The following is a 24,492-nucleotide window of genomic DNA, read 5'->3' on the forward strand; positions in this document are numbered from 1 at the left end:
GACATCGTGAGAATACCCGCCGTCCCCCGGGAGCGATCCAGCCCCCTCGGAGAAGTCGCACATCGCCTGGCAGAGGGCTGTGCGGAGAACCGGGAGCGACCCCCGCGGGGGCGATGGCTGGGGAAAGTTCCGGCGCCTGGACTCGAACCAGGACAACCCTGCTCCAAAGGCAGGTGGGCTGCCAATTACCCTACGCCGGACCGTTGAACCACGTTCCCCGACTGCGGGACAAGGATACCCACGAGGCCCCCGTCCCGCTCAACGCAATTCGGCCTCGTCTCTCTCTGGTTTGCCAACACCTCCCGGCCCGCTCCACTTCCCGGCCCACCTCGGTTTCCCGCATCGCCGCCCGATCTGCCGGCCAGGACGCCTTCTCCGCCGCCTCGGGCAGGGGCCGGGCGCCGGTTGCCCCGTCACAGCAGGGCCCGAACGGTCGCTGACCATCTCTTTTGCCCGGCGGACGCATCCACCTAGCAGACGGGGGCATGTACGCGCAAGGCGTGGACCTGCCACCGGATCACGGCCGAAGCGTCACGATCCCCACATTCCGGCTTAGGGATTCCTAACTTACGATGGCGTAGGTTACGGTTACGTAGCTACAGCCACACTCGCTCGAACACCGTGAGGTAGCCCATGACAGTCGTCTCCGACCGTACGACTCCGCCGTCCCCGCGGCCGGACCTCGAACCAGAGCCCAAGAGCAACTTCGAGCGCGTCCTGCTCGTCGTCTTCGTGACCCTTCCGTTCCTCGCGCTGGTCGCCGCCGTCCCGATGGCCTGGGGCAGCTTCCTGAACTGGAGCGACGTCGCGATCACCGCCGTCTTCTACGTGTTCACCGGGCTCGGCGTGACGGTCGGCCTGCACCGGTACTTCACGCACGGCTCCTTCAAGGCGAACCGGCCCCTCAAGATCGTGCTGGCCATCGCCGGCAGCATGTCGCTGGAGATGGGCGTCATCGACTGGGTGGCCACCCACCGCCGGCACCACAAGTACTCCGACAAGGAGGGCGACCCGCACTCGCCGTGGCGCTTCGGCAACGACTGGAAGGCGCTGACCAAGGGCCTGCTGTTCGCCCACATCGGCTGGATGTTCTCCAGCGAGCGCACCAACCGGGAGCGCTTCGCCAAGGACCTGATGAACGACAAGGACGTCTACCGCATCCACCAGCTGTTCCCGTGGCTGGTCTTCGCCTCGCTGGCGCTGCCGGCGGTCATCGGCGGCCTGGTGACCTGGTCGATCACCGGCGCGCTGACCGCGTTCTTCTGGGGGAGCCTGGTGCGCATCGCCCTGCTCCACCACGTCACCTGGTCGATCAACTCGGTCTGCCACGTCTTCGGCGATGAGACCTTCGAGGTGCGCGACAAGTCCCGCAACGTGTGGTGGCTCGCCATCCCGTCCTTCGGTGAGTCCTGGCACAACCTGCACCACTCCGACCCGACGGCGGCCCGTCACGGCGCGCTCAAGGGGCAGGTCGACCCGAGCGCCCGCGTCATCCGCTGGTTCGAGCAGGCCGGCTGGGCGACCGACGTCCGGTGGCCGACCCCCGAGCGCCTGGCGGCGAAGCGGCTTGGCTGACCCAGCCCCCGTGTCGGGCCGCCCGGCGGCGGCCCGATCCCTCATCCCGGCCCCGGCCCCGGCACCCCCCGCGTCCGTGACCGCCACCCCTTCCGCCCCCTCCAGGAGGCGGGCATCGGTTGCGGTCGCCCCGGCTCGACCGGCCATCATGGAACCCATGACCGAACCCCGCTCGCGCGTGCGCATGTCCGGCAAGGAGCGCAGGGAGCAGCTGATCCGGGTCAGCCGCACCCTGTTCGCGGAGAAGGGGTTCGACGGCACGTCCATCGAAGAGATCGCGGCCAGCGCCAGGGTCTCCAAGCCGGTCGTCTACGAGCACTTCGGCGGTAAGGAGGGCATCTACGCCGTCGTCGTCGACCGCGAGATGCAGCGGCTGCTCAGCCTGGTGGCCGTGGCGCTCAACGCCGGCCACCCGCGGGTGCGCCTCGAACGCGCCGCGCTCGCTCTGCTGCAGTACGTCGAGGAGTCCAGCGAGGGCTTCCGCATCCTGGTGCGCGACTCGCACGCGGCCTCCGGTACGGGAACGTTCGCCAGCCTGATCAGCGACATCGCCAGCCAGGTCGAGGACGTCCTGGCCGACCAGTTCGCCGATCGGGGGTACGCGCCCACTCTCGCCCCGATGTACGCCCAGATGCTGGTCGGCATGGTCGCCCTCACCGGCCAGTGGTGGCTGGACGCGCGCAAGCCCGACCGCGAGGAGGTGGCCGCCCACCTGGTCAACCTCGCCTGGAACGGCCTCACCGGCCTGGAGTCGCGTCCCACGCTCACCGCCGCCTCCGTCCGCGGCATCGCCGCAGGTCCCGGCCTCCCCGCGGTGGCCGAGCTGCGCGGCCCCGCCCGGCCGACCGAGAAGGAGCTGCGCGACCTGGAGAAGCTCCGGGAGAAGGAGCTCAAGGAGCAGGAGAAGATCAGGATCCGCGAGGCGCGCGAGCAGGAGAAGGCCCGCGCCCGTGACCAGCGCGAGCAGGAGAAGCTGCGCCGCGAGGAGGAGAAGCTCCTGGCCCGCGAGCAGCGGGAGCGGGAGAAGCTGCGCGCCCAGGAGGCCAAACTGGCCGAGGAACGGGCCAGGCAGGCTCAGCGGGAGGCCGCGCGCCGGGCCAAGCTCGCCGCCGAACGGGCCGAGCGCGCACAGCGTGCCGCCGGCCGGGTCGAGCGGGTCGAGCGCATCGAGTCGGTCGAACGGGTGCCATTGTCCGAGCCCGCCGCGCATATCGAGCTGCTGCAGGGGCAAGATGTCCACGTCACCGAGCATTCGCCTGGTGACGACTCCTAGCGGCGGGCCAAGTAAAAACCGTCGTTGCGGAAAAGTTAACGTTCCGTTCAAGCGAGTAGGGCATTTTGGACATATGTCCGCCGAGATCGTGCAGCCGACCCCTGAAGGACACGACGAGCCCCAGCTCCCTCACGATCGTTTCCTGAACCGGGAGGAGAGCTGGCTCCACTTCAACCAGCGCGTGCTGGAGATGGCCGAGGACCCGGCGGTCCCGTTGCTCGAACGGGTGCGCTTCCTCGCCATCTTCGCCAGCAATCTGGACGAGTTCTTCCGGGTGCGCGTGGCCGGCCTGAAACGGCGGATGGCGACCGGCCTGCTGCTGCGCACCAAGAGCGGCCTCAAGCCGCGTGAGGAGCTCGCGCGCATCGGGGCGATCGCGGACGACCTCGCCCAGCGGCACGCCGCCGCGTACCACAAGCAGGTCTGCCCGCAGCTCGCCGAAGTGGGCATCGAGATCGTGCGCTGGGACGACCTCGACCGGGACGAGCGCACGGCGATGCGCAAGCTGTTCCGCGAGCGGGTGCGCCCGGTGCTCACCCCGCTCGCCGTCGACCCGGCCCACCCGTTCCCCTACATCTCGGGCCTGTCGCTCAACCTCGCCGTCACGGTGCGCAACCCGGGCACCGGGCAGACGGTGTTCGCCCGGGTCAAGGTCCCCTCCCAGCTCCCGCGCTTCGTCGCCGCCTCGCCCAGCCGCTTCGTCCCGCTCGAAGACGTCATCGCCGCCCACCTCGGCCAGCTCTTCAAGGGCATGGAGATCCTGGAGCACCACGTGTTCCGGGTGACCCGCAACGAGGACCTCGATGTGGACGAGGACGTCACCGAGAACCTCATGCAGGCCCTGGAGAAGGAACTGCTGATGCGGCGCTTCGGCCCGCCGGTGCGGCTGGAGGTGGAGGACACCATCAGCCCGGCGGTGCTGGACCTGCTGGTGGACGAGCTTGACGTGGCCGACCACGAGATCTACCGGCTGCCCGGCCCGCTCGACCTGACCGGCCTGCACGCGATCGCCGACCTGGACCGCGGCGAGCTGAGCTACCCGCCGTTCGTGCCCGCCGAGGCCGTTCACGCCGAGGACGACATCTTCTCGCTGCTGCGTGAGCGGGACATCCTGGTCCACCACCCCTACGACTCGTTCTCCACGAGCGTGCAGCGGTTCATCGAGCAGGCGGCGGCCGACCCGAATGTGCTCGCCATCAAGCAGACGCTCTACCGCACCAGCGGCGACTCCCCGATCGTGGACGCGCTGATCGACGCGGCCGAGGCGGGCAAACAGGTCGTCGTCGTGGTGGAGATCAAGGCGAGGTTCGACGAGCACGCCAACATCACCTGGGCGCGCAAGCTGGAGAAGGCCGGCTGCCACGTCGTGTACGGGGTGCTCGGGCTGAAGACGCACGCCAAGCTGGCCCTCGTCGTCCGCCAGGAGCCCTCCGGCGAGCTGCGCCAGTACTGCCACATCGGGACCGGCAACTACAACCCCAAGACCGCCCGGACGTACGAGGACTTCGGCCTGCTCACCGCGGACCCGATGGTCGGCGAGGACCTCACCGACCTGTTCATCCACCTGACCGGCTACTCCTACCACTCGGCCTACCGGCGGCTGCTGGTCGCGCCGCACTCGCTGCGGGCGGGGCTGCTGGCCCGTATCGAGCGCGAGATCGCCCACCACCAGGCCGGCCGTCCGGCGCGCGTCCGCATCAAGTGCAACTCCCTGGTGGACGAGCCGGTGATCGACGCGCTGTACCGCGCGTCCCGGGCGGGCGTCCCGGTCGACCTGGTCGTACGCGGCATCTGCACGCTGCGGCCCGGCGTTCCCGGCCTGTCGGACAACATCAGGGTCAGGAGCATCCTCGGCCGCTTCCTGGAGCACTCGCGGATCTACGAGTTCGGCCAGGGGCGGCGGCCGGAGATCTGGATCGGCAGCGCCGACCTGATGCGCCGCAACATCGAACGCCGCGTCGAGGCGCTGGTGAAGGTCAGCAGCGCCCAGCACCGGGCGTACCTGTCGGAGCTGCTGGACATCTCCATGGCCGACACCACCAGCAGCTGGTGGCTGACCAAGGACGGCACGTGGGAGCGTCACCACCGCGGCGAGACCGGCGAAACGCTCCTGGACCTGCAGTCGCACCTGGTGGGCACCCGGAGGTGGAGGACCATCGATGACTGAGGCCCGTGCCCACGCCGGGGACCTCATCAGGGCGGCCGGGGCCGTCGTGTGGCGCGGCGACCCCGACGCGCCCGAGATCGCGGTGATCCACCGGCCCAAGTACGACGACTGGTCGCTGCCCAAGGGCAAGCTCAAGCAGGGGGAGCACGCGGTCACCGCGGCGCTGCGCGAGGTCGCCGAGGAGGTCGGCACGAGCGTCCGGCTGGGCCGCCGGCTCCCCTCCGTCCACTACCTGAAGGACGGGCGGCTCAAGCGCGTCGACTACTGGGCGGCCAAGGTGGTCGCCGAGATCGCCCGCGACCCCACCGACGAGGTGGACCGGCTGGAGTGGCTGCCGGTGGACCGCGCCCGCGGCCTGCTCACCTACGAGTGGGACGCCGGGCTGCTCACCGCCCTCACCGCGACGCCACCGGACACCACTCCGCTGGTCATGGTCAGGCACGCCTACGCGGGCTCGCGCCAGGCCTGGGAGGGTGACGACGACCTGCGGCCGCTGGACGGCGAGGGCGAGGCCCAGGCCAGGGCCATCTGCGAGATCCTGTACGGCTACCGGCCGGCCGCGCTGATCAGCTCGCCGAGCAGGCGGTGCGTGCAGACGCTCCTGCCGTACGCCGCCCGGCAGGCGGTGCCCATCCGTACCGAGAACGTGCTCAGCGAGAGCGGCTTCGACCGGTCACTGTCCCTGAAGGTCACCATGTCACTGCTGGACGAGGGCACGCCCACGGCACTGTGCAGCCACGGCAAGGTGCTGCCCGATCTGCTCGGCGCGCTGTTCGAGCGCCGCTCGGACACCGGGCCGCAGGATCCTCGCCTGCGCAAGGGCGCCCTGGCGGTGCTGCACCACACCGCCGGCCGCGTGGTGGCCGTCGACCGCTACACCACCTGACGCGCTCCCCCTGACGTATTAGGCCCCTCGGGAAGCCGGGGGCCGCCCGCGGCGAGCCGGGGAACGCCGGGCGGGCTATGTGCTGCCACCCGTGGCCTGCGCCCAGACCTGCGGGAAGGCGTCGCGGGAGCGTTCGGCCGCGGCACGCTCGACGCCGAGCAGCACTCCGTAGGTGAAGGTGTCCTCGCCGGCCTCGCGCGCCTGCCGGGTCTCCTCCAGCAGGATGTGCTGGGCCACGACGCCGTCCAGGTAGATCCCGAGCGTCTCCTGGACGCTCTTGGCTCGCTTGGCCAGGTCGGACGCCGTATCGCCGAGGAGCGGCTTGAGCGCGTCCGCGGTGTACCTCGCCCGCTTGGCCGCCTTGCGGATGTCGTGCATGGCCACCTCGCGCTGCTCGGCGTCCTCGATGGCCTGGGCCTCGTCGTACTTCTTCAGCACCCGCCGCCAGGACTTGCCGGCCACCTTGGCGAGCGTCGTGTCGGCCTTCTTCCCGGCGAGCGGAGTGAGCGGCGGTTTGGCGACCATGGTGTCCAGCCGGTCGAGCAGGGCGAAGTACCGCTCGCCCTTCATCGCCTCGAAGGCACGGGCCAGCGCCTCGCCCTCACGGCGCTCCAGATCCTCGCCGAGCCGGGCCCGCACCGGGCCGACGACCAGCTCGGGGTCCAGTCCGTCCAGCAGCCGGGCGAACCGGTCGCGGATCACCTCCAGGTCGCGGACCTCGCCGAGCACGCCGGCGATCCATTTCAGCTCCTCCTGCACGCCCTCGGTCTCGGTCACCACGTCGGAGAACGACTGGAGCGCGCTGCGCATGCGGCGGCTCGCGACCCGCATCTGGTGGACGGCGTCCTCCTCCACCTGCCGCACCCGCGGGTCCTGGGCGAGCAGGGCGGTGAGCTGCGATCGCAGATAGCCGACCACGACCGCGCCGGCGGTGCCCTCCTCGAGCTCGGTGAGCACCGGGACGGGGATGCGGTCGCCGAGGAGGCGGGCGAGTTTGCTCTGCGTGCCGGCCGGGGCGGCGCCGGCCTTGCGCAGCACCTTGCCCGCCCGCTTGAGCAGGCTCTCGTCGCCGCCGGTCAGCTCGGCCTCGACCTCGCGCCAGCGTTCGACGTGACGGTCCTCGCCGAAGGCCGTGGTGAACACCGTCCCCTTCACGTTGTCGTCGACGACCTCCAGCAACTGCCGGCCGTCGGCGTCCCGGACGCTGACCGGTTTGCGCAGCGTCTCCAGCTCCGCCACCGGGATCAGCGGCTCGCCCCGGGTCACCGCGAGCACCAGGTCGGACAGGCGGCGCGGCACGATCTTCGCGCTGCGGGTCAGCGGGTGGGTGACCTCGTTGCGCACGCCCTTGGCCTTGGGCAGCTTCAGATGCCATCCGGCGTCGTGGCCGCCGCGCCGCCGGCGCAGGGTGATCCCCCGGGCGGCCAGGCGCAGGTCGGCCGTGTCGAAGTAGACGGCGACCAGTTTCTCCGGCAGCAACTCGACGGCCTCGGCGCAGCCGGGCAGGCCGCCGAGATCCGGGGTCGCGAAGTCCGGCGGCACGTCGAACTTGTCCTCGATTTCGAGCGCCATGCTCACCTCGCAAGTCAGCCTCGTACGGCCATTACCCCCTTTTTTCACCTTAATCGCGAAAGATCGGACAGCGGCCGCCCACCCGGGTGTGGGCTACGCCACAGGGGTGCGGGCGACGACGAAAATCCGGCGGAACGGGAAGAGCGTGCCGTACGGCCGGCGCGGATACGCCTCGGCCAGCATCCGCGCACACTCGGCGAGGAACGCCGCCCGCCTGGCCGGATCGGCACCGATGCGGTCGAGTATCGGCCGCAGCGCGGTGCCCATGATCCAGTTGAGCACGGCGTCCTCCCCGGCCAGTACGTGGACGTAGGTCGTCTCCCAGGCGTCGACCTCGCAGCCGAGCCCGGCCAGCAGCGCCAGGTAGTCCTCCGGGTCGCCCACCGGCGCGTACCGCGCGAGGTCGCCGAGCTCGTCCCGCCAGGCGTCACTCGCGCACAATTGCCGGACCAGCCGATGGCTCGGCGCGTCGAAGTTGCCGGGGACCTGGAACGCCAGCCAGCCTCCCGGGCGCAGCGCGCTCTCGGCCCAGCGCGCCAGCAGCTCGCGGTGCTCGGGCACCCACTGCAGCAGCGCGTTGGAGACGATCACGTCCACCGGGCGCTCGGGCCGCCAGGAGCGGACGTCGCCCACCGTGAACGTCACCGGCCCGTCCGGCGCCCTGTCGATCATGGCGGGCGAGGAGTCGACCCCGTGGACGCGGGCGTCCGGCCAGCGCTCGGCCAGCGTCGCGGTCAGCTCGCCGCTGCCGCAGCCGAGGTCCACGACGTACTCGGGGCTCTCGGCGCGGACGCGGGAGATCAGCTCGAAGAAGGGACGTGCCCGCTCGCCGGCGTAGCGGCCGTAGACGACGGGGTCCCAGATATCTCTTGACATCGAGATACTTTTAGCCGACCAGATCTCTCGATGTCAAGAGAGATAGACTCTGCCCATGACGACGCGCCGGAGCGAGCGGGCCGCCGAACGGCCCGCCACAGACGTCCCCGAAGGCCGGGAAATGTCCGCCGCGAGCCCCGAAGATCCCGCCGCGGGTCACCCGGGCGGCGGCGAGCACGACGCGTCCGCACTAGACCACCATCGGGGTGCCGGCCCTGGGCCGGCCAGCGGACCCGGCGCAGGCGAGCACGGCGCCGCTACCGGCAGGCTCGACGCGAACGGCACCGCCGATGAAGGTCCCGGCGCTGACGCAGGCGAGCACGACGCCGCCGGAGGCCGCCGCACGGACGGTGAGCCGGTCAGGGACGAGGTGGACCAGCTCGTCCTGTCCTGGCGGCAGGAGCGCCCGGACCTCGACGTGTCGCCGCTGGAGGTGCTGAGCCGGGTGTCCCGCCTGGCCCGCCACCTCGACCGCGCCCGCCGGGCGTCGTTCGCCGAGCACGGCCTGGAGCCGTGGGAGTTCGACGTGCTCACCACCCTGCGCCGGTCCGGCCCGCCCTACGAGCTCAGCCCGGGGGCGCTGCTGCGCGCCACCCTGGTCACCTCGGGCACGATGACCAACCGCATCGACCGGCTGGCCGCCGCCCGGCTGGTGCGCCGCCGCCCCGACCCCGAAGACCGGCGCGGCGTGCTGGTCTCGCTCACCGACCAGGGACGGGCGCGCGTCGACGAGGCGTTCGCCGATCTGCTCCGCCGCGAGCGCGAGCTGCTCGCCGGGCTGGCCCCCACCGACCGCGCCACCCTGGCCGCCCTGCTGCGCACCATCCTCGTCCCCTTCGACACCGCCCACACCCCCACCTGACCTGGTCCCGCGAAGGGGCGGACGGGTCACTCGCCGAGTTTGTCGGCGAGGTCCATCCATTCCAGCTCGATGGTCTCCTTCTGCGACTGGAGGTCCTTGAGCTCGGCGTCCAGCGTGGCGAGCCGGCCGTAGTCGGCGGCGGCATCCGCCATGGCGGCGTGCAGCACCGTCTCCCGCTCGCTGATCCTGTCGAGCTGGCGTTCCAGCCTGCCGAGGTCCTTGCGCAGCTCGCGCAGTTCCTTGGCGGAGAGCGCCGGCGCCGCCGTGCCCTCCGCCTCGGCGGCCGGGGCGGAGGCGCCGTCCTGCGGGCGGGTGGCCGCCGGAGCCGAGCCGGCCCGCGCGGTCACGGCGGTGCCGGACGCGCGCCGCTGGAGGTACTCGTCGACGCCTCCGGGCAGCAGGGACAGCCCGCCGTCGCCGAGCAGCGCCACACACCGATCGGTCACCCGCTCCAGGAAGTAGCGGTCGTGGCTGACCAGCACCAGCGTGCCCGGCCAGGCGTCGAGCAGGTCCTCCAGCTCGTTCAGCGTCTCGATGTCGAGGTCGTTGGTCGGCTCGTCCAGCAGCAGCACGTTCGGGTCGTCCATGAGCAGCCGCAGCAGTTGCAGCCGCCGCCGCTCGCCGCCGGACAGGTCGCCGACGACCTTCCACTGCGCCTCGCCACGGAAGCCCAGACGCTCCAGCAGTTGCGAGGCCGTCCACTCGCGCTTGCCGACCTGGATGAACTTGCGGACCTCCTCGACGGTCTCCAGCACCCGGCGCCCGGGGTCGAGCTCGGTCAGCTCCTGCGAAAGGTACGCCAGGCGCACCGTCTTGCCGCGGACGACCTTGCCCGAGTCGGGCTGAACCCCATCGCCGAGCAGCCGCAGCACCGACGACTTGCCCGAGCCGTTCACCCCGATCAGGCCGACGCGGTCACCCGGCCCGAACTGCCAGGTGCAGTCGTCCAGCACCAGCGGCCCCTCGCCGGGACCCCCGGCGTGCAGGGTGACGCGCTCCAGGTCGTACACGGTCCTGCCGAGCCGCGCGGCGGCGAACTTCACCAGCTCGACCGAGTCGCGGGCCGGCGGCTCGTTCGCGATGAGCGCCTGCGCGGCCTCGATGCGGAACTTGGGCTTGGACGTGCGCGCGGGCGGGCCGCGGCGCAGCCAGGCGATCTCTTTGCGCATGAGGTTCTGCCGGCGGTCCTCGGCCGCCTGGGCGATGCGCGCCCGCTCGGCCTTGGCCAGGACGTACGCGGCGTACCCGCCCTCGTAGCGCTGGACGGTGCCGTCCACGACCTCCCAGGTGCGGGTGGACACGGCGTCCAGGAACCACCGGTCGTGCGTGACGACGAGCAGCGCCGAACGGCGCTGGATCAGGTGGCCGGCCAGCCAGGCGATCGCCTCGATGTCGAGGTGGTTGGTGGGCTCGTCCAGGATGACCAGGTCGTGCTCCTCGATGAGCAGCCGGGCCAGGGCCGTGCGCCGCCGCTCGCCACCGGACAGCTCGCCCGCCCGCGCGGACAAGTCGAGGTCGCCGATGAGGTTGGCGAGGATCTCCCTCGTGGCCTGGTCACCGGCCCACTCGTGCTCGGCGCGCTCGCCCAGCACGACCTCCCGCACGGTCAGCGCGGGGTCGAGGTCGTCACGCTGGGACAGAAAGCCGATGCGCAGCCCGCGGTTGTGCGTCACGCGGCCGGAGTCGGGCTTGATCGCGGCGGCGATCACCGAGATCAGCGTCGTCTTCCCGTCGCCGTTGCGTCCCACGACGCCGATGCGGTCGCCCGCTTCGATGCCGAGGGAGACCTCGCCGAGCAGCGGCTTGGGGCCGTAGGCGTGGGAGACCGATTCGAGGTTCACCAGATTCATCGTTCGTAAAGCCTATCCGCGCCCCGCCTCCCGCCGTACCGCCGGTCGCGGGACGTCAGCCGGCGACGATCTCGGCGCCCGGGACGGGGCCGTGCGCGGTGACGGTCGCGCGGCAGACGTCCGCGTCCCGCAGAGCGGCGGCCAGGTCGGCCGCGTGGGCGGGCGACTCGGCGAGGAAGGCGCAGGTGGGGCCGGAGCCGGACACGAGGGCGCCGAGCGCGCCGTGCTCGCGGCCCGCGGCCAGGGTGCGCTCGAGCGACGGGCGCAGCATCAGCGCGGCCGGTTGCAGGTCGTTCACCAGTGCCACGCCGAGCGCCTTGGCGTCCCCGGCTGCGAGCGCGGCCATCAGCGCCTCGTCGGCGCGCGGCCAGGCGACCGGCTCGCCGGTGCTCTCGCGCAGCCGGTCGCACTCGCCGTACACGGCGGGAGTGGACAGGCCGCCGTCGGCGAGCGCGAACACCCAGTGGAACTCGCCGCCGACCGGGACCGGCGCGAGCCGCTCGCCGCGGCCGGTGCCGACGGCGGTGCCGCCGAACAGGGCGAACGGCACGTCGCTGCCGAGGCCGGCGCCGATGTCCAGCAGCTCCCGCCGGTCCAGGCGAAGGCCCCAGAGCTCGTCGCACGCCACGAGCGCGGCGGCGGCGTCGGCACTGCCACCCGCCATGCCGCCGGCGACCGGGATGGCCTTGCGGACGGCGAGGTGCACGGCCACCGGCCGTCCGGCCCGCTCCGCCAGCGCCAGGGCGGCCCGTACCGCCAGGTTGTCCCCGTCGAGGGGCACCTGGCCCGCGGAGTCGCCCTCGACGCTCACCGTGACCGTGGCCGTACCGGAGACGACGGCCGGGCCCGCGCCGGGCGGCACGCCGACCGGAACCGAGGCCGTGACCTCGTCGAACAGCGAGACGGCGTGGAAGACGTTCACCAGGTCGTGGTAGCCGTCGTCACGGCGCGGCCCCACGGAGAGCTGGAGGTTCACCTTGGCGGGCACCCGGACGGTCACGGCGGTCACGGGATCCGATCGTAACGCCCACGCCGCCGCCCTCCGGCCGCCGGCCAGAGCATCGACTTCGGCGCCGCCGGCACCGGCCGGCGCGAGGTCCCGTCCATCCCGGCCCACTCGACACTCGGCCCGAAGTCTGCGGTTCTGCGGCGTGATCATCGCCACATCAGCCAGGACATCTGGGCGGTTTCAACACGTTGGTCGTAGGTTGATGACCTTGACAGACGTCATCAACGAGAGTGAACAAGATGCGCAAGCTATACAGAATAGGGCTCGCGGCGATCGCCGCGGGCCTTGTCATGGTCCCCCAAGCCGCGAACGCCACCCCCGGTACCGGTGTCACCGCCAAGGTCCTCGCCGAGTACACGACGGGCAACACGCACTTCATCAACCGTGAGATCACCATCGCGCCCGGCGGCAGCACCGGCTGGCACTACCACGAGGGCAACCTCTACGGCGTCGTCATCCAGGGCACCCTCAGCCACTTCAACTCCCGTTGCAAGTCTGATGGCGTGTACCGGACCGGAAAGCAGATCGTCGAGCCCGCCGGCCGCAAGAACGTCCACATCGGCAAGAACCTCGGCAAGACGCCCGTCATCTTGAACGTGACGTACGTGCTCCCGGTCGGCGCGGAGCCCGCGGTCGACGTACCGGAGGCGCCGAGGTGCGACGCCCGGTAGGGCGCCCGGTTCTCCTTGGGCGTGGGTGGCCCCCTGTCCACCCACGCCCATGACCCACCCGCCGAACCACCGGCCCGTCACCTCAGGTGGACGGGGCGGTGTTCGGCTATGCGGGCGAAGTCCGCCACGGTGAGCTGCTCGCCGCGCAGGGTGGGCTCCACTCCGGCCGCCCGCAGGGCCGCCTCGGCGCCGGCGGCGGAGCCGGCCCAGGAGGCCAGCGCGGCGCGCAGGGTCTTGCGCCGCTGGGCGAACGCCCCGTCGATCACGGCGAAGACCTCCTGGCGGGAGGCCGTGGTCTTCGGCGGCTCGCGGCGGGTGAGCGCGACCAGCCCGGAGTCGACGTTGGGCACCGGCCAGAACACCGAACGGCCGACCGGCCCCGCGCGGCGCACATCTGCGTACCAGGCGGCCTTCACCGACGGCACGCCGTACACCTTGGACCCCGGCCCCGCGGCCATCCGCTCGGCGACCTCGCTCTGCACCATCACCAGGCCCTTGCGGAGCGAGGGGAGCACCTCCAGCAGGTGGAGCACGACGGGCACGGCCACGTTGTAGGGCAGGTTGGCCACCAGGGCCGTCGGCTCTCCGCCGAGCTCCTCGGGGCGTACGCGCATCGCGTCGGCCTGGACGACGGTGAGCCGGCCGGGCAGGCCGGGGGCGCGTTCGGCGACGGTCGCGGGGAGCTGGGCGGCGAGCACCGGGTCGATCTCCACGGCGATCACCCGGGCGGCCTCGGGGAGCAGCGCGAGGGTGAGCGAACCAAGCCCCGGACCGACCTCGATCACCACATCATCGGCTGTGACCTCGGCCACTCTGACGATGCGGCGCACCGTGCCGCCGTCGATGACGAAGTTCTGGCCAAGGCGTTTTGTCGGCCGCAGATCGAGCTTGTGCGCCAAATTACGTATTTCGGCCGGGCCGAGCAAACCCACAATCGAGTTCCCCATCCAGACAGTGTCTCGCACCGAACACTCACCAGAGGTGGCGGACGGTCCACCGGGGCCCGGAGATGACCCTCCAGCCCTCCGGCGGACCGTCCGCGGAAGCAGTCCCGCGAGCCGCAACTGATCGTCAAGCGGAAGGAAAGCGGGCATGAATAGTGTGACCGCGCCACAGAGCGAGGAGGCGTCGTCGATGGACCGAAGTGGTGCCGAGGCACTGCTGCCCGCCGATCCCCCGGCCATCGGCCCCTACCGGCTGCTCGGCCGGCTCGGCCAGGGCGGCATGGGCACGGTCTACCTGGCCGAGGCCCCCACCGGGCGGCACGTCGCCGTCAAGGTGGTCAAGGCCGAGTTCACCGTCGACGAAGGCTTCGCGGCGCGGTTCCACTCCGAGGTCGTCAACGCCCGCCGGGTCGCGTCGTTCTGCACCGCCGAGGTGCTCGACAACGGCAACGCCGACGACGGCCGCCCGTACATGGTCACCGAGTACATCGCCGGGACGCCGCTGTCCCGGCAGATCTCCAAGTACGGGGCGCTGGAGGCGGGCACGCTGCACGGCGTCGCCCTGGGCGTGGCCGCCGCCCTGGCCGCCATCCACGTGGCCGGGCTCGTCCACCGCGACCTCAAGCCGGCCAACGTGATCCTGTCGATGTCCGGCCCGCGGGTGATCGACTTCGGCATCGCCCGCGCCCTGGACGCCACCCAGGGCGTGACCCGGTCGGGGGAACTGCTCGGCAGCCCCGGCTGGTGGGCGCCGGAGCAGGTGCGCGGCGAGGAGATCACCCCGGCCGCCGACGTCTTCTCCTGGGGGTGCCTGGTCGCCTACGCCGGGAACGGGCGCCACCCGTACGGGCGCGGTGACCTGATCACCCTCGCCTCCCGTGTGCTGGCCGGCCGCCCCGATCTCGGCACCCTGCCCGCGCCGCTCGACCGGCTGGTGCGGCAGGCCACCCACCCCGATCCGCGGAGCAGGCCCACGGCGCAGGAACTGCTGATCGCGCTGGTCGGCGGCGACCCGGCGGGTGCGGCCCCACGGCCAGTGGGAATCTCCCCGCCGCAGGTCCCTTCCTCGGCATCTTCGGCGGTTCCGGAGGAGATGGCGGCCGGGGCGATGCTGAACGAGTCGTGGCGGCCACCGGCCAACCTCGCCGCCGCCCCACCCGCGACGGACACCCCTGCGACGAACTCGCCCACCGCGATCGACGGCCCCGCTCGGCCCGGCGCTCCGGCCGCCGGAGCCGACACACCCGCCCGGCACGGCACGGCCACCAGAGACGACGCTCCCACCCGCGACGCCGGCACGGCCACCGGGGACCGCATTCCCGACGCTCCCGGCGCTCCCGGCCTGGACGGCGGCACGGTCGCAGCTCGCCTGACCGCCGCCACCGGTGGCGCGCCCGCGGAGCACACCCTCGTCGAGCCCGCCGCCCCCGGGCGACCGACCTCCCCGGCACCTTCGAGCACACCCGGTCCGCTGCCGACCGGCACGACCGGCAGCGTGCCTGGGCGGCCGGTACCCGAAGGCGTCACCGCTCCCGGGCCGGGGCCCATGCCCTCGCCCGTGTTCGAGGGCGCGGCCTGGGCCGCGTCCGGCCCGCCCAGCGGAACGGGAGCCGCCGTCAAGACGGCGGCCGGGGGTGACGACACCTGGCCGCGGGCGGGTGCCGGTCAGCGCACCGTGGAGTCCCCGCTGCCGGTGGCCGCGGGGGCGAGGGAGGCGTCGCGGCTGCGCAAGTGGCTGGTCCCGGCGCTGACCGCGCTCGGCGGCCTCGCCGTCACCGTCGCCGTGCTGGTGATGGTGATGCCCGGTCGCGCCCCGGTGGTGCGTACGGGCGGCACCGTGCCGTCCGGCGTGGCCTCGCCCGTCCGCGAGACGGACGTGGGCCGGCGGTACGCCGCGGACGGCACGCTCGACGGCGCGCAGTTCGTCATCCCGGCCGCCCCGCGGTGCGGGCTCACCTCCTACCAGGGCGCCGCGCCGCGCGAGGGCCGGTTCTGCGTGGTGCCGTGGACACTGATCAACCCGGGCGGCGTCCCCGTCGCCCTCGCGAGCGCCGCTCCGGTGCTGGTGGACGACCGCGGCGCCGAGCACGCGCCGCTCCCGGCGGCCACTCCCCTGCCCGGCAGCCTCGCCCCCGGCGGGCGGCTCGACGGCGAACTCGTCTACGACCTGCCCCCCATCCGGAACCCGGCGACGCTGAAGGTGCCGATCTCCGACACGACGACCATCGAGGTGCGGCTGTGACCTGGCCTTTCCTGCTCCGGCGCTCCGTGCCGGTCGTCGTGCTCGCCACGGCGCTGATCACGGCGGCGCCCGCGACGGCCGCCACGCCGCTGGCGGGGACCACCGCCGCCGCACCGCCGCGATCGGCCCTCTCTGCCCAGATCGGAGCCGGTTCCCTGCCCGCCGAGGCGGCCTTCCCGGGGACGGCGGCTTCGCCCGCGCGCGCGGGCTGTGCCAAGGCGGGGGCCGGCGACTTCGACGGGGACGGCCGGGACGACGTGATCGTGGGTGACCCGCTGGCGGACGTCGGGGGAGTCCGCGGCGCCGGCGCGGTGCACGTCCTGCCGATCGGCGGCGACGGCCGGCGCGGCGGGCTGGTGATCACCGCGCCGACGCCGCGTGCCGGTGCGGCGTTCGGCTGGAGCGTCCGCACGACCCACCTCGATGGCGACGGCTGCCTGGACGTCATCGTCGGCGCCCCGTACGCGGACGCCGGGGGCCGGGCCGGCGCGGGGGCCGTCTACGTGATCCGCGGCGGAGACTACCCCGATGGACGGGTGCCGGCCGCCGCGATCAGTGAGCTCTCCGCGCCCCGGCCCGAACGCGATGCCCACTTCGGCTGGTCCCTGGCCGCCGCCAGGTCGGCGGAGCGGCCGGCCGGGGTGATCGCCGCGGGCGCGCCGTACGAGGACGCCGACCGCACCGGCGACTCCGGCGCGGTCTACCTGTTCCGTGGCAGGCCGGAGGGCGGCACCGAGCCGGCGACGCGGATCACCCAGGAGTCGCCGGGCATCGTCGGCAACGGCGAGCAGGGCGACCTGTACGGCTGGTCCCTGGTGTTCGCCCGGTTCGGCGGGCGGGCCGACGCGCTCGACCTGGTCGTCGGCACCCCGTACGAGAACGACGACGGAGCCGGCCGGCAGGCGGGCTCCACGGGCAGGGCCGACACCGGAGCCGTCGAGATCATCGTCGATGCCGCCGAGGCGGGCCGGTCGTACGAGAGCGTCAAGTGGGGCATCCCGAACTCGGTTCGCGGCGTCGCCGAGCACGCGGGCGACCGGTACGGGTACTCCCTCGCCTACGCCGAGGCCGATGGCAAGCCCTATCTCGCGGCCGGTGCGCCGCTCGCCGACGTGGGCGGGGTGCCGGACGCCGGCCTGGTGCAGGTGTTCACCCGCGGCGCGGACGGCGGGCCGGTGCCCGTGCGGACGATCAGGCCGGGCAAGGAAGGGCTCGCCGACCGGCCGCCCAGGGCGGGTGCGGCACTCGGCTGGTCGCTGGCCATGGTGGGGACCGGCACCGCGCTGCGCCTGGCCATCGGAGCCGCGTCCGGTGAGCGCGGCGACGCGATCGTCCAGGTGCCCCTCACCGGTGGGCCGGCGGACGGCACGAGCGCGGGTGGCGCCTCCTCCAGCGGCACGGGTACGGGCGGCGCGGCGGGTGCTCCGGGGAGCGGGTCACGGATGGGGGACCGCTACGGATGGGCGCTGGCGGCGTTCGGCGCGGCGGGGTCCTTCGGGCCGGGTGTGGGCCTGCTGGCCGGGATCCCGGACCGGCGGGACGCCCCCGGCGGGGCGGTCGCGGTGCTGCGCGACGGCGCGCCGCCCCGGCTGCTCGTGCCCGGACGGGACGGCGTGCCCGCCGTCCCCGGCGGCGCCTCGGCCGACTTCGGCGCCGCCGTCAGCGGCTGAGGCCACCGCGGGGCCAGAAGGTCGCCGTGGCCCAGGGCTGGACGGCCGGGGCCTGTCGTCAGACGCGGCGTGCCCGGCCGTAGGGCGGCGAAGCGTCGGCGTGCCCTCGCGGCAGCGGCCGGTGCGCCGGTGTCACCAGGCGCCGAAGACGCGTTCGCCGCCCGCGTTGATGGCGGCGGCCAGGTCGTCGACCTCCATGCCCTTGACCTCGGCGAGGCAGCGCAAGGTAAGCGGGATGAGGTAGGGCGCGTTGGGCTTGCCGCGGTGCGGGGTGGGCGGCAGGTAGGGGGCGTCGGTCTCCACCAGCATCAGCTCGACCGGCGCCACCCGGGCGGCCTCGCGCAGGTAACCGGCGTTCTTGTAGGTGACCGGCCCGGAGAACGACATGACGTAGCCCGCCTCGGCGCAGCGCCGGGCCAGCTCGGCGTCGCCGGAGAAGCTGTGGAACACCACCACATCCGGCGCGCCCTCCTCGGCCAGGACGCGCAGCACGTCGTCGTGGGCGTCCCGGTCGTGGATCACCAGCGCCTTGCCGGTGCGCTTGGCGATCTCGATGTGCGCGCGGAAGGACGCCTGCTGGTCGTCGTACGACGCCCAGTCACGGAAGTAGTCCAGACCCGTCTCGCCCACCGCGCGCACGTGCGGCTCGCCGGCGAGCTTCTCGATCTCGGCGAGCGTCTCGGGCGTGGCGGCGTGCGCCTCGTTGGGGTGGATCGCCACGCCCGCGTAGACGCCCTCGTGGGTGCGGGCCGTCTCGGCGTTCCACCGGGAGGAGCGCAGGTCGTAGCCGATGGTCACCAGCCGGGTGACCCCGACCGCCCGCGCGTCGGCGAGGATGGCCTCGACCCCGCCGCCCGCCGCCTGCGCGGCGAGCGCCACCGGGTCACCGGAGGACGCCTTGCGGTCGCCGACCATGATGTCCAGGTGACAGTGGCTGTCGAAGACCTCGGCGCCGAGCGGCGGCGGCGCGGCGGGCCGGGCGGGCCCGCCGGAGGCGGCGGGGGTGGTGCTCATGCGGACGGCGGGTTTTCCAGGCGGGCGAGCTCCTCGTCCACGATCTTGGGGTCCAGCTTGGTGAACAGCGGGGTCGGCGGGGCCAGCGGGGTGCCGGCCTGGATGCGCCGGGACTCCCAGGTGGCGGCGCCGTCGTACTCGCCGGTGATCACCGGGTAGCCGCGGCCGCCCTCGTCGTCCACCTCGCGGATCTGCGGCATGCCCGACCACACGCCCTCGCCGCCCAGCATGGCGTGGACCTTGTTGGACGAGGTGGGCAGGAACGGGGTGAGCAGGGTCTTGGCGTCGTCCACCACCTGGAGCGCGACGTGCAGGATCGACTTCACCCGCTCGGGGTCGTCCTTGAGCTTCCAGGGCTCCTGCTCGGCGAGGTAGCGGTTGGCGTCCCGTACGACGTCGAACGCCTCGGTGACGGCGTTCTTGAACCGCGACCGGCCGAGCTCGGCGCCGACGGCCGGGAAGGCCGCGCGGCTGCGCTCCAGCAGCGCCCGGTCGGCGTCGGTCAGCTCGCCCGCCTCGGGGATGGCGCCGAAGTTCTTCGCGGCCATCGAGATCGAACGGTTGACCAGGTTGCCCCAGGCGGCGACCAGCTCGCCGTTGTTGCGGTTGACGAACTCCGACCAGGTGAAGTCGGTGTCCTGGTTCTCCGGCCCGGCCACCGCGATGTAGTAGCGCAGCGCGTCGGCGTCGTAGCGCTGCAGGAAGTCGCGTACGTAGATCACGACCTGGCGGCTGGAGGAGAACTTGCGTCCCTCCATGGTCAGGAACTCGCTGGAGACCACCTCGGACGGCAGGTCGAGCCGGCCGAGCGCGCCGGCGGTGCCGCCGCGGGCTCCTTCGCCGTTGTAGCCGAGCAGCATCGCCGGCCAGATCTCGGCGTGGAAGACGATGTTGTCCTTGCCCATGAAGTAGTAGCCACGGGCGTCGGGGTTCTGCCACCACTGCCGCCAGGCGTCCGGGTCGCCGGACCGGCGGGCCCACTCGATGGACGCGCTGAGATAGCCGACGACGGCGTCGAACCAGACGTACAGCCGCTTGTCGTTGCGGTCGCGCCAGCCGTCCAGCGGGATCGGCACGCCCCAGTCGAGGTCACGGCTGATGGCGCGCGGCTGCAGGTCGCCGAGGAGGTTCAGCGCGAACTTCAGGACGTTCGGCCGCCACTCGCCCTGCTTGGCCTGCAGGTAGCCGCCCAGCGCCTCGGTGAAGGCGGGCAGGTCGAGCATGAAGTGCTCGGTCTCGATGAACTTCGGCGTCTCGCCGTTGACCTTGCTCTTGGGGTTGATCAGGTCGATCGGGTCGAGCTGGTTGCCGCAGTTGTCGCACTGGTCGCCGCGCGCCCCGTCGTACCCGCAGATGGGGCAGGTGCCCTCGATGTAGCGGTCGGGCAGCGTGCGGCCGGTGGACGGGGACACCGCGCCCATCGTGGTCTTCGGGAAGATGTAGCCGTTGGCGTACAGCCCCTTGAAGATCTCCTGGACGACGGCGTAGTGGTTGCTGGTCGTGGTGCGGGTGAACAGGTCGTAGGACAGGCCGAGAGCCGTGAGGTCTTCGGCGATCACCCGGTTGTAGCGGTCGGCGAGCTCGCGGGCGGACACGCCCTCCTTGTCGGCCTGCACCTGGATGGGCGTGCCGTGCTCGTCGGTGCCGCTCACCATCAGCACCTTGTTGCCCGCCATCCGCTGGTAGCGGCTGAAGACGTCGGACGGAACGCCGAACCCGGAGACGTGCCCGATGTGGCGGGGGCCGTTCGCGTAGGGCCACGCGACGGCGGTCAAGATGTGCTGGGACATGGCACAAGCCTAGATGCCCGGGCGGAACGGCTCGAACCGTTTACCCACAACGCGCCGGACCCGCCCGGACGCGCGAGAGCCGCCTGACGGTGTGTCAAGGTGTCAGGCGGCTCTGGACGCGACGCGCGGGCAGGCTCAGGCGGCGGGCGTGGCCTCGCGCTGGACGGCCTCGGCGGCCTCTTCCGCGGCGGAGGCGGCCACGTCGGCCGGGGTCTCCTTGGTACGGCGGATGCCGAGGATGCTGATGAACAGCGACGCGAAGATGGTCTGGAAGCTCACGATGAGCGCGGTCGCCGACGGCACGACCAGGCGCAGCGACTCGGCCGGGATCAGCTCACCGAAGTCGCGCACCTGCCAGTGGGCCAGCGAGGCGACCAGGCCGGCCAGACCGGCCAGGGCGAGCACACCGCCCGCCACCAGGCCCTTCTCCAGGGTCACGATGTCCACGAGCCGCTTGATGCGCCTGTCCTCGGGCAGGAAGCCCTCCTCGGCGGCGTACACCTTGGTGAACAGCGCGAACAGCACCGCCTGGAAGCCGATCACCACGCTCGCCGACGCGCCGACCAGGGTGTCGACATCGAAGGCGAGACTCCCGATGCGGACCGGCCCGAAGGTCAGCGCCGTGCCGACCGCCAGGCCGACGACCATCAGGACCAGGCCGGGGATGAAGAACAGCCAGCGCGGGCTGTAGAGGAGCAGGAAGCGCAGGTGGCGCCAGCCGTCCCGCCAGGAGCGCAGGTGCGGCGGGCGGGACCGGCCGTCGGGGCTGAGCGTCGTCGGCACCTCGCGCACGTCCAGGCCCTGCAGGGTGGCCTTGACGACCATCTCGCTGGCGAACTCCATGCCGCCGGTCTGCAGGCCGAGCCGCAGGATCGACTCTCGGCGGAACCCGCGCAGGCCGCAGTGGAAGTCGCGGATCTCGCTGGGGAAGAACAGGCGCCCGATGAACGACAGGACCGGATTGCCCAGGTAGCGGTGCAGCGGCGGCATGGCGCCGGGGGCGATGCCGCCACGGAAGCGGTTGCCCATCACCAGGTCGGCGCCGGAGCGCAACTGCTCCACGAACGGCAGCAGCGCGGTGAAGTCATAGGAGTCGTCGGCGTCACCCATGATCACGTAGCGGCCGCGCGCGGCGCGGATGCCACCCATCAGGGCATTGCCGTACCCCTTGGCGTCCACGTGGACGACGCGGGCGCCGGCGTCGCGGGCGAGCTGCTGAGAACCGTCGGTGCTGCCGTTGTCGGCGATGACCACCTCGCCCTCGATGCCATGCTCCGCCATGCAGGCCAATGCCTTGCGGACACACGTTTCGACGGTCTCCGCCTCGTTCAGGCATGGCATGACCACGGTCAGTTCCACGTCGAAACCCCTCGTTAGTGCCTCGATCATCGTCTGCGTAGTTCAACCATGATGCCCTCTGCCCCCTGCTGCTCGGGTCAAGACGTCGAAAGGGCTGGCATCCTGTAATCCATGGTGACTGTTGCCGACCCGGCACAGGCCGGCGTGCCGACGCCGCGCCGGGGTGCACGCATCCTGGGGTTTCTCAGGCAGCGGCGCCTGTTCGTGATCTGCGTCACGCTCGGCGCGCTGCTGCGGCTGATCGCGATGCTGGGCTACCGGCCGGCGATGTGGTTCAACGACTCCTACGAGTACGTCTCGGTCGCCCTGCACCCGCGGCCGCACCCGATCCGCCCGGACGGGTACGGCTTCTGGCTGCTGATCCTCAAGCCGTTCCACAGCTTCGCGCTGGTCGTGTTCACCCAGCACCTCATGGGCCTGGCCACGGCGGTGCTGGTCTATGCGCTGCTGAGGCGCAAGTTCGGGCTGCCCGACTGGGGGGCGACGCTGGCGACCGTGCCGGTGCTGTTCGACGCCTACCAGATCCAGCTCGAACAGATGATCATGTCGGACTCGATGTTCACGCTGCTGATCGTCGGCCTGGTGACGCTGGTGCTGTGGCACCGGCGGCTGTCGTGGCGGTCCGGGGTCGCCGTCGGCCTGCTGCTCGCGCTCACCGCGCTCACCCGCAGCATCGGGCTGCCCATCCTGGCGGTGGTCGTGGTCTTCCTGCTGATCAAACGGACGCACTGGAAGCCCATCCTGGCGGTGGTGACCGCGTGCGCGGTGCCCGTCGTGGCGTACATGGGGTGGTTCTCCGCGGTCAACGGGCAGTTCGCGATGACGCAGAGCGACGGGCTGATCCTGTACATGCGCACCGCGAAGTTCGCCGACTGCAAGAAGATCAAGCCCGACCTGCAGCGCGAGCAGGACCTCATCCCGCTGTGCAACAACCCCAACGTCGAGCGCAGCGAGTTCTCCCAGCTCTACCTGTGGTACAGCGGCCTCGGCGAGGTGCTGCACCGCTGGGGCACCGACAAGTTCGACCGGTCCATCAACGACGCGGCGGGCAAGTTCGCCCGCCGGGCGATCATCGCCCAGCCCGGTGACTACCTGTCGGCCGTCACCGGCGACCTGCTGCGCAGCTTCCGCTGGGACCGGCCGGTGTTCCCGGACGCCAACACCTGGAACCAGTACCAGTTCTTCGGCAAGGGCGTCTCGGCCAAGGACCCCGAGCGGCTGCTGACGTCGCTGCCCAAGTGGCCGAGCTACCTGGGCACCACCGACCGCGACATGGTGGCCTACGAGCAGGGCCGGGCCAGCACCCGCGTGTACTGGCCGTGGGCGACCGTCATGGAGCGCTACCAGCGGGTCTTCTTCCTGCCCGGCCTCGGCCTCGGGCTGGCCCTGCTGGTGGGCGCCGCGGGGGTGGTGGCGCGCTGGCGCAGGCTGGGCGGGCCCGCGCTGCTGCCGCTGGTCGCGGCGTCGGCGCTGGTGGTCGCCCCGGCCGCGACGGCGGAGTTCGACTACCGCTATCTGCTGCCGGCCGCGCCGCTGGCCTTCCTCGCCGCGGCCATCGCGGTGCGCCACGGGCTGCGCCCGGCCAGGCGGCGGCCCGTCCCGGACGAACCCGCCGAGCAGGCCGGGCCCGGCCTGCTGGAAACCGCCGAGCCTGGCCCGGCCGGAGCCGCCGGAGCGGGAGCCCCCTAGATCCAGCTCGGGAACAGCATCCGCCGGTGCCAGTCCTCGAACGGGATCGTCTCGGCCGACAGCACGGGGTACAGCCAGGCGAAGTTCACGATGACCAGGAGCATGAACGCCCCGGTGACCGCGGCGCCGACCGCGCGCCGCGAGCCCTGCGGTGCGGCCGGCCCGATGAGCAGCCCGGCCGACAGGGTCAGCGCGAGCGCCATGAACGGCAGCAGCGGGGCCATGTAGAACAGGAACATCGTGCGCTGGTCGGCGATCGCGTAGTACACCCAGGGGAGGAACCCCACGCCGTAGGCCAGCAGCACGGCGCCACCGCGCCAGTCACGGCCCGAGACGTACCAGGCGATCATCGCGATCAGCGCGATCACGGCGCCGTACCAGATGACCGGGGTGCCCACCCCGAGGATCGCCTCCGAGCACTGCGCGGCCCCGCACCCCTTGACGTCCGAGGGGTAGTGGAAGGAGACCGGACGCAGCAGCAGCGGCCACTGCCAGGGCCACGACTGGTACGGGTGGGACTGGGCCAGGCCGGTGTGGAAGGTGAGCACCTGCACCTGGTAGTCCACCCACGACCGGGCCGAGTCGAGGACGAAGTAGGCCCAGCCGCCGGAGGTGGCCTGGTCCCAGTTGCGCCCCCAGCCGTACGGCGTGGCGAACCAGCCGGCCCAGGACGCGGTGTAGGCCAGGGCGGGGGCGGCGGCCATGGCGACCAGGCCGGTGGGCAGGTCATGGCGGAACATCCCGCCGTACGGGCGGCGCAGCCCGATCGCCCGCCGCGCCCCGGCGTCCCACATCAGGCTCATCACCGCGAACGCCACCAGGAAGAAGATGCCGCTCCACTTCACCGCGCAGGAGGCCCCCAAGCACACTCCCGCGGCGATCCGCCAGGGCCGCGCGCCCAGCCACGGCCCGCCGGGCGTCTCAGGGGCGGCGCTCTCGTACCAGGTGACCAGGCGGGCACGGGTGGCGTCCCGGTCGACGACCAGGCAGGCGAACCCGGCCAGCACCCAGAACATCAGGAACACGTCCAGCAGAGCGGTGCG

The 24,492-nt window shown here is 72.3% G+C and carries 18 protein-coding genes and 1 tRNA gene; 9 read left to right on the forward strand and 10 right to left on the reverse strand.

Annotated features, from left to right (window positions below; all coding sequences use genetic code 11):
- Positions 1–127: 127 nt before the first annotated feature.
- A tRNA-Gln gene (locus tag IEY93_RS05275) sits at positions 128–200 on the reverse strand.
- Positions 201–633: 433 nt separating this feature from the next.
- Between IEY93_RS05275 and IEY93_RS05280 the strand changes: the two genes are divergently transcribed.
- From IEY93_RS05280 to IEY93_RS05295, 4 genes are all read left to right on the forward strand, one after another.
- Positions 634–1,575, forward strand: coding sequence for an acyl-CoA desaturase (locus tag IEY93_RS05280; protein WP_189161790.1), 942 nt, complete (start codon positions 634–636; stop codon positions 1,573–1,575).
- A gap of 157 nt (positions 1,576–1,732) precedes the next feature.
- The gene (locus IEY93_RS05285; RefSeq protein ID WP_229690880.1) at positions 1,733–2,848 is read left to right on the forward strand and encodes a TetR/AcrR family transcriptional regulator; all 1,116 of its coding nucleotides are present in this window, start codon (positions 1,733–1,735) and stop codon (positions 2,846–2,848) included.
- 73 nt (positions 2,849–2,921) lie between these two features.
- Positions 2,922–5,015 (forward strand): RNA degradosome polyphosphate kinase, encoded by a 2,094-nt coding sequence (locus IEY93_RS05290; protein ID WP_189161791.1) that lies wholly within the window; start codon positions 2,922–2,924, stop codon positions 5,013–5,015.
- Positions 5,008–5,901, forward strand: a complete 894-nt coding sequence (locus IEY93_RS05295; RefSeq protein WP_189161792.1) for an NUDIX hydrolase — start codon at positions 5,008–5,010, stop codon at positions 5,899–5,901. The genes IEY93_RS05290 and IEY93_RS05295 overlap by 8 nt, the downstream gene beginning before the upstream one ends.
- A 75-nt stretch (positions 5,902–5,976) precedes the next feature.
- On the opposite strand, the gene IEY93_RS05300 is transcribed toward IEY93_RS05295, so the two are convergent.
- Together IEY93_RS05300 and IEY93_RS05305 are read right to left on the reverse strand one after the other, a co-directional pair.
- Complete coding sequence (locus tag IEY93_RS05300) at positions 5,977–7,473, reverse strand: CYTH and CHAD domain-containing protein (RefSeq protein WP_189161793.1); 1,497 nt, start codon at positions 7,471–7,473, stop codon at positions 5,977–5,979.
- A gap of 93 nt (positions 7,474–7,566) precedes the next feature.
- Positions 7,567–8,349: a trans-aconitate 2-methyltransferase gene (locus IEY93_RS05305; protein WP_229690881.1), complete on the reverse strand. Its 783-nt coding sequence runs from the start codon at positions 8,347–8,349 to the stop codon at positions 7,567–7,569.
- A gap of 370 nt (positions 8,350–8,719) precedes the next feature.
- On the opposite strand from IEY93_RS05305, the gene IEY93_RS05310 reads away from it, so the two are divergent.
- Complete coding sequence (locus tag IEY93_RS05310) at positions 8,720–9,211, forward strand: MarR family winged helix-turn-helix transcriptional regulator (RefSeq protein ID WP_189161838.1); 492 nt, start codon at positions 8,720–8,722, stop codon at positions 9,209–9,211.
- A gap of 26 nt (positions 9,212–9,237) precedes the next feature.
- Here the strand turns inward: IEY93_RS05310 and IEY93_RS05315 are convergent, their stop codons facing one another.
- Both IEY93_RS05315 and IEY93_RS05320 read right to left on the reverse strand, forming a co-directional pair.
- Positions 9,238–11,061, reverse strand: coding sequence for an ABC-F family ATP-binding cassette domain-containing protein (locus tag IEY93_RS05315; protein WP_189161794.1), 1,824 nt, complete (start codon positions 11,059–11,061; stop codon positions 9,238–9,240).
- A 55-nt stretch (positions 11,062–11,116) separates the two neighbouring features.
- Positions 11,117–12,061 carry a 4-(cytidine 5'-diphospho)-2-C-methyl-D-erythritol kinase gene (locus IEY93_RS05320; RefSeq protein ID WP_229690887.1) on the reverse strand — a complete coding sequence of 315 codons (945 nt, stop codon included), beginning with the start codon at positions 12,059–12,061 and terminating at the stop codon, positions 11,117–11,119.
- Between the two features lie 248 nt (positions 12,062–12,309).
- Between IEY93_RS05320 and IEY93_RS05325 the strand changes: the two genes are divergently transcribed.
- Positions 12,310–12,741: a cupin domain-containing protein gene (locus tag IEY93_RS05325; protein WP_189161796.1), complete on the forward strand. Its 432-nt coding sequence runs from the start codon at positions 12,310–12,312 to the stop codon at positions 12,739–12,741.
- Between the two features lie 77 nt (positions 12,742–12,818).
- Here IEY93_RS05325 and rsmA read toward each other — a convergent pair whose 3' ends face one another.
- A complete protein-coding gene (gene rsmA / locus IEY93_RS05330) occupies positions 12,819–13,688 on the reverse strand; it encodes a 16S rRNA (adenine(1518)-N(6)/adenine(1519)-N(6))-dimethyltransferase RsmA (RefSeq protein ID WP_189161797.1) in 870 nt (289 codons plus the stop codon).
- 145 nt (positions 13,689–13,833) lie between these two features.
- Between rsmA and IEY93_RS39290 the strand changes: the two genes are divergently transcribed.
- Together IEY93_RS39290 and IEY93_RS05340 are read left to right on the forward strand one after the other, a co-directional pair.
- Positions 13,834–15,927 (forward strand): serine/threonine-protein kinase, encoded by a 2,094-nt coding sequence (locus IEY93_RS39290; RefSeq protein ID WP_268241531.1) that lies wholly within the window; start codon positions 13,834–13,836, stop codon positions 15,925–15,927.
- Positions 15,924–17,597 (forward strand): FG-GAP-like repeat-containing protein, encoded by a 1,674-nt coding sequence (locus IEY93_RS05340; RefSeq protein WP_189161798.1) that lies wholly within the window; start codon positions 15,924–15,926, stop codon positions 17,595–17,597. Before IEY93_RS39290 ends, IEY93_RS05340 begins: the two co-directional genes overlap by 4 nt.
- Before the next feature lie 132 nt (positions 17,598–17,729).
- Here IEY93_RS05340 and IEY93_RS05345 read toward each other — a convergent pair whose 3' ends face one another.
- The 3 genes from IEY93_RS05345 to IEY93_RS05355 form a co-directional block, all read right to left on the reverse strand.
- Entirely contained in the window at positions 17,730–18,611 is an 882-nt protein-coding gene (locus IEY93_RS05345) for a TatD family hydrolase (RefSeq protein ID WP_189161799.1), read from the reverse strand.
- Positions 18,608–20,401, reverse strand: a complete 1,794-nt coding sequence (metG, locus tag IEY93_RS05350; RefSeq protein WP_189161800.1) for a methionine--tRNA ligase — start codon at positions 20,399–20,401, stop codon at positions 18,608–18,610. Before metG ends, IEY93_RS05345 begins: the two co-directional genes overlap by 4 nt.
- 135 nt (positions 20,402–20,536) lie before the next feature.
- Positions 20,537–21,760 (reverse strand): glycosyltransferase family 2 protein, encoded by a 1,224-nt coding sequence (locus IEY93_RS05355; protein ID WP_203968012.1) that lies wholly within the window; start codon positions 21,758–21,760, stop codon positions 20,537–20,539.
- Between the two features lie 111 nt (positions 21,761–21,871).
- On the opposite strand from IEY93_RS05355, the gene IEY93_RS05360 reads away from it, so the two are divergent.
- Entirely contained in the window at positions 21,872–23,449 is a 1,578-nt protein-coding gene (locus IEY93_RS05360) for a phospholipid carrier-dependent glycosyltransferase (RefSeq protein WP_189161801.1), read from the forward strand.
- Here IEY93_RS05360 and IEY93_RS05365 read toward each other — a convergent pair.
- Positions 23,446–24,492 (reverse strand): dolichyl-phosphate-mannose--protein mannosyltransferase (locus tag IEY93_RS05365; RefSeq protein ID WP_189161802.1); only part of this gene is annotated, 1,047 nt, incomplete at its 5' end. The two genes, IEY93_RS05360 and IEY93_RS05365, sit on opposite strands and share 4 nt — an antisense overlap.

The sequence above is a fragment of the Sphaerisporangium melleum genome (assembly GCF_014646695.1).
GTDB lineage: Bacteria > Actinomycetota > Actinomycetes > Streptosporangiales > Streptosporangiaceae > Sphaerisporangium > Sphaerisporangium melleum.